Annotated in this window: 3 protein-coding genes; all 3 read left to right on the top strand. The window is 68.1% G+C overall.

What is annotated here, in order from left to right:
- A partial coding sequence (mycP, locus tag AWC08_RS15125; RefSeq protein WP_085087928.1) for a type VII secretion-associated serine protease mycosin occupies window positions 1-1,014 on the top strand: 1,014 nt, incomplete at its 5' end.
- Entirely contained in the window at window positions 1,011-2,603 is a 1,593-nt protein-coding gene (gene eccE, locus AWC08_RS15120; RefSeq protein ID WP_042910074.1) for a type VII secretion protein EccE, read from the top strand. The genes mycP and eccE, both read left to right, overlap by 4 nt.
- 13 nt (window positions 2,604-2,616) lie before the next feature.
- Window positions 2,617-4,449 carry a type VII secretion AAA-ATPase EccA gene (gene eccA / locus AWC08_RS15115; protein ID WP_042910076.1) on the top strand — a complete coding sequence of 611 codons (1,833 nt, stop codon included), beginning with the start codon at window positions 2,617-2,619 and terminating at the stop codon, window positions 4,447-4,449.
- The last annotated feature ends 205 nt before the right edge of the window (window positions 4,450-4,654 follow it).

Genomic DNA, 4,654 nt, shown 5'->3' with positions numbered 1-4,654 from the left:
GACACAGTCCCGACCACCGAAGCGCCGCCGCCCCCACCGCCGCCGGCGACGGATGGTTTCTCCGGGCTGGCACCCGAGGTTGAGCTGATCTCGATCCGGCAGAGTTCCAAAGCTTTTAGCCCCAAGGATGCGTTCGCGGGCAATCAGGACCCGGCCACCCGGCGCAAGGCCGGCGATATCCGCACGATGGCGCGCGCCATCGTGCACGCAGCCAACCTGGGCGCCCAAGTCATCAACATCTCCGAGGTGTCCTGCATGCCATCGACCAACATCATCGACCAGCGCGATCTGGGTGCGGCGATCCGGTATGCGGCCGTGGAGCGTAACGCGGTGATCGTGGCCGCCGCCGGCAACGTCGGGGAGGAGGGCGGCAACGACTGCAAACAGAATCCGATCTACAACCCTTTGACTCCCAACGATCCTCGCGACTGGGCGCAGGTCTCCACCGTGGTGGCCCCGGCGTGGTTCTCCGATTACGTGCTGACGGTGGGCGCGGTGGATTCCAGCGGCGCGCCGGTGCAATCCAGTGTGGCCGGGCCGTGGGTGTCGATCGCCGCGCCGGGCACCGACATCGAGAGCCTGTCGGCGCGCGACGACGGCCTGATGAACGCCCTGGAAGGCCGCAATAATTCGCTGGTACCCCAAGCCGGTACGTCGTTCTCGGCGGCCATCGTCTCCGGTGTGGCCGCCCTGGTGCGCGCGAAATACCCGCAGCTGACCGCCCATCAGGTGATCAACCGTCTGCTGGCCACCGCGCGGGCACCAGCGCGCGGGGTGGACAACCAAATCGGCCACGGCATCGTGGACCCGGTGGCCGCACTGACTTTCGACATCCCGCCGGGCGAACCTGTTGGCCCGCAACGCTTGTCAGCGCCGCTGGTGCTGCCGCCGCCGAAGGTGGGCCGCGATTTGACCCCGGTGTGGGTGGCAGCTGGCGGGGTGACCGGGATTGCGATGCTGTGTTCGGTGATCCTCGGTTCGGCGGCCCTGATCCGCAAGGGGCCGCGGTCATGACCCCCACGTTCCCTCTGGGGCTGGCGCTGGGGTGGGCGCGGCTGGTGTGTGTGTTCGTCGTCGACGTGGCCCTGTTGGGCGCAGGTGTGGCCCTCGCGGGCAGGCCCGGCTGGTGGACAGCCCTGGCGGTCGCCGTGCTGGCCAGTTTGGCGGCGCTGCTGTGCTGGCGCGGAGCCTCGCTGTTGAGTCTGGGGTGGCGTGCACTGCTGACGCACCGGACCCACCAGGGCGCCCTGGCGGGGCAGCTCGACGATCACGAACGCACGTTCGGTGGCGGTCTGGTCGGAATCCGCGCCGTCCGAACGCATCTGGTCGCCGTGATCGCTGTTGACGGGCAGCCGCACAGTCCCTCGGTGCTGGATTATCCGCGTGCGGTGTCGATGACGTCGCTGCCGCTGACAACACTGGCCGGCGCGCTGCGCCAATTCGATGTCACCCTGGCCGGCATCGATGTCCTGAGCGCGGGATCGCGGCGCGCGGGCAAAACGCATCACCCGTACGCGGAGGTGTACTCCGGCATGGTGGGAGATCATCCCGCGGTCGGGCAACGCCGGACCTGGCTGGTGATACGCCTGGACGCCACCGCGAGCGCCCGCGCGATCGTGTGGCGGGAGTCGGTGGCCGCTACCTTGGCGGCCGCGGCGGAGTGGGTGGCCCACGAGCTGAACCGTCTGCGCCTCGGCGCGCGGGTGCTCGATGCCGCCCAGATCCGGGCCGCCGATGAGGCGCTGCTGGCCGGGACCGATCCGGGGGCGATGCGGCCCGGCTGGGCACGGTTGCGGCACGCCGGCGGCTACGTGCAGACCTACTGGATGTCACCGGACGACATCACCACCGCCAACATTGACCGGCTGTGGGCTCCCGACACCGAGGCGACGGTCGTCAGCATCCAGTTGCGACCGGGCCCAGATGGCGCCACTACCGTGGGTGTGGCGGTGCGCTACCACACCGGCTACCCATTGGCCGAGGCGCCGCTGACGGGGCTGAACCCGTGGACGGGACGCCACGACGTCGCGATGCGCACCAGCCTGATCCACGCCGAGACGCCGGCAGCTGTGCCCGCGCGCGACCTCGTCGACGACGAGGAGCTGCGGGCACCGATCGGCGCCACCGGCATCATCATCGGCGCCACGGCCACCGGGCACCCGCTCCTGGTCGACCTGGGCGCCCCGACCGGGACGGCCGATGTAACGGTCGCCGGCGAACTGGCCTTGACGGTCGCGATCGCGCGCCGCGCGGCCGCCGCCGGATACCAGGTGCTGGTGCGCACCGACCGCCCGCAACAATGGCGAGAAGTCCTCGCCGCTGGCCTACAGGTGATCGACGCCGCCGCACTGGCCGCCCACCCCTCGCTGCCAGGGCAGCGGGTCATGGTCATCTTCGATGACACCGAGGGTCCGACACCCTCCTGCGCAGTGGTCACCGTGCGCACCGTGTCTGCGGAGTCAGCCAGCAGCGCCGATATCCATCTGGAGCAGGACGGGCCTGATCACGCGGTGCTGCGGACCTGGGCGATTTCTGACCGGCTCCGCATCGACGTCACCGAAGAACGCCGCCAGGTCACCGTGAAACCCCGGCGCGCGGCCTAATCTAAAAGCCACCATGACAACGACCGAGTCTGCCGCGCGCACCGCGTTTCGCCGCGGGCTGTTGGCCTCCGGTATCGCCGTCGACGGGCTGGTGCCAAGCCATAACGCGGCAGTGGCCGCCGAGATGTTCCGGTCAGCAACCCAGGCCGACCCCGGCGTCTGTGACGGCTGGCTGGGGCGACTGCTGGCCGGTGAGGACAGCCTCGACGTGCTGGCCGGGGCATGGGCGGCCGCGGAAACCTTCGGCTGGGAAGTGCGCCGTCTCGGAGTGCTCGGGGCCGATTTCCGGCCCGTGGTGTTCGATGGGCTGTTCCTGGCGCTGCCGGTGTCTTCGGTGTTCTCGCTGCGCTGCGCTTATGCCGCCGCACTGATCAGTGCCCAGCACTACAGCCAGGCCGATGAGCTGCTCTCCGCGGCGCGGGTACCCGCCGATCCGTTCGAGGCGGACACCCACAGCTATGTGGCGGGGTTGCTGCACTTTCGCACCCAGCGCTGGACCGATGTACTGCGCCTGTTTCCGGTTGAAAAGCAGTGGATGCTCCCGGCATACGAGTGCGCGGCCACCGCGATGGCCACCACCGCGCTGGCATCCCTGGGGGTGTTCGAGGACGCCTTTCGGCGCGGACAGAAAATCGCCGCCGCTGCCGAGGACCGGGTGCCCGCCGCGGCCACGGTGGTGCTCTACACCCAGGCGATGTGCCTGCGTCATCTGGGTCGCGAGGACGAAGCCTCACAGCTGCTGCGCCGGGTGTATTCGCGGGACCCGAAGTTCGCGCCCGCCCGCGAGGCGATGGACGACCCTACCCGGCGGCTGGTGCTGACCGACCCCGAAACCATTGAGGCGCGCACCGATCCGTGGGATCCCGTCAGCGCCCCGAACCGGGTTGACGCCGAGATCGCCCGCGACGCCGAGAAAGCGTCCCAGTATCTGCTTGAGGGCCAGGGTGAACTGGACGCGATGCTGGGCATGGCCCAGGCCAAGCGGGAGATCAAACGGATCCGCTCGACGACGAAGGTGAACTTGGCCCGGGCCAAGGTGGGGTTGCGGGTGCCGGTGACCTCGCGGCACACGCTGCTGCTCGGCCCGCCCGGCACCGGAAAGACCTCGGTGGCACGGTCGTTCACCAAACAGCTGTGCGGTTTGAAGGTGCTGCGTAAACCGTTGGTGGTGGAGACCAGCCGCGCCAAACTGCTGGGCCGCTTCATGGCCGATGCGGAGAAGAACACCGAGGAGATGCTGGAGGCAGCCCTGGGTGGGGCGGTGTTCTTCGACGAGATGCACACCTTGCACGAACGCGGCTACTCCACCGGCGACCCGTACGGCAACGCGATCATCAACACGCTGCTGCTCTACATGGAGAATCACCGCGACGAGCTGGTGGTGTTCGGCGCCGGCTACGCCAAGGCCACCCAGCGCATGCTGGAGGTCAATCAGGGTCTGCGACGGCGGTTTTCGACGGTGATCGAGTTCCACAGCTACACCCCGCCCGAGCTGGTCGAACTGACCAAACTGATGGTCGCCGAGGACGACGACACCACCACCGACGCGGCTGTGGAGGTGCTGCGCGGCGACTTCGAACGGTTCTACACCGACGAAAAGCTCACCGAGGACGGCGATCTCATCCGCGGCATCGACGTGCTCGGTAATGCCGGATTCGTGCGCAACCTGGTGGAAAAGGCGCGCGATCACCGCAACGACCGCCTGGACAACGCCGAACTCGACGAGCTGCTGGCCGCCGAAGACCTCGACGTCACCGACGAGCAGCTGCAACGGTTACGCGAGTTGACCGCGCAGGACCTGGCCGAAGGGCTACGCGCGGCGGTGTCGGAGAAAAGAAGCGAGTAGCCAACAGCTTTCAGACAAGCCGGAGGAACTGGCTATCCGAACGCAGTGATGAGTTGGCGTATCTGCTGGGCGTATTCTGCTTCGGCCCGCTCGATGGAGAATTCGACGCGCTGCAACCGATCCTGGTAGGGGTCGGCTTAGTAACGGAACGAATATGGTTGTTTTGTGATCTCGCTATGGCTACGCGGGGATGCGTAGCGGCCGG

The organism is Mycobacterium gordonae, from assembly GCF_002101675.1.
Lineage (GTDB): Bacteria > Actinomycetota > Actinomycetes > Mycobacteriales > Mycobacteriaceae > Mycobacterium > Mycobacterium gordonae.
Note: the sequence above shows the minus strand (reverse complement) of the source record. Positions and strands in the feature narration are given on the sequence as shown.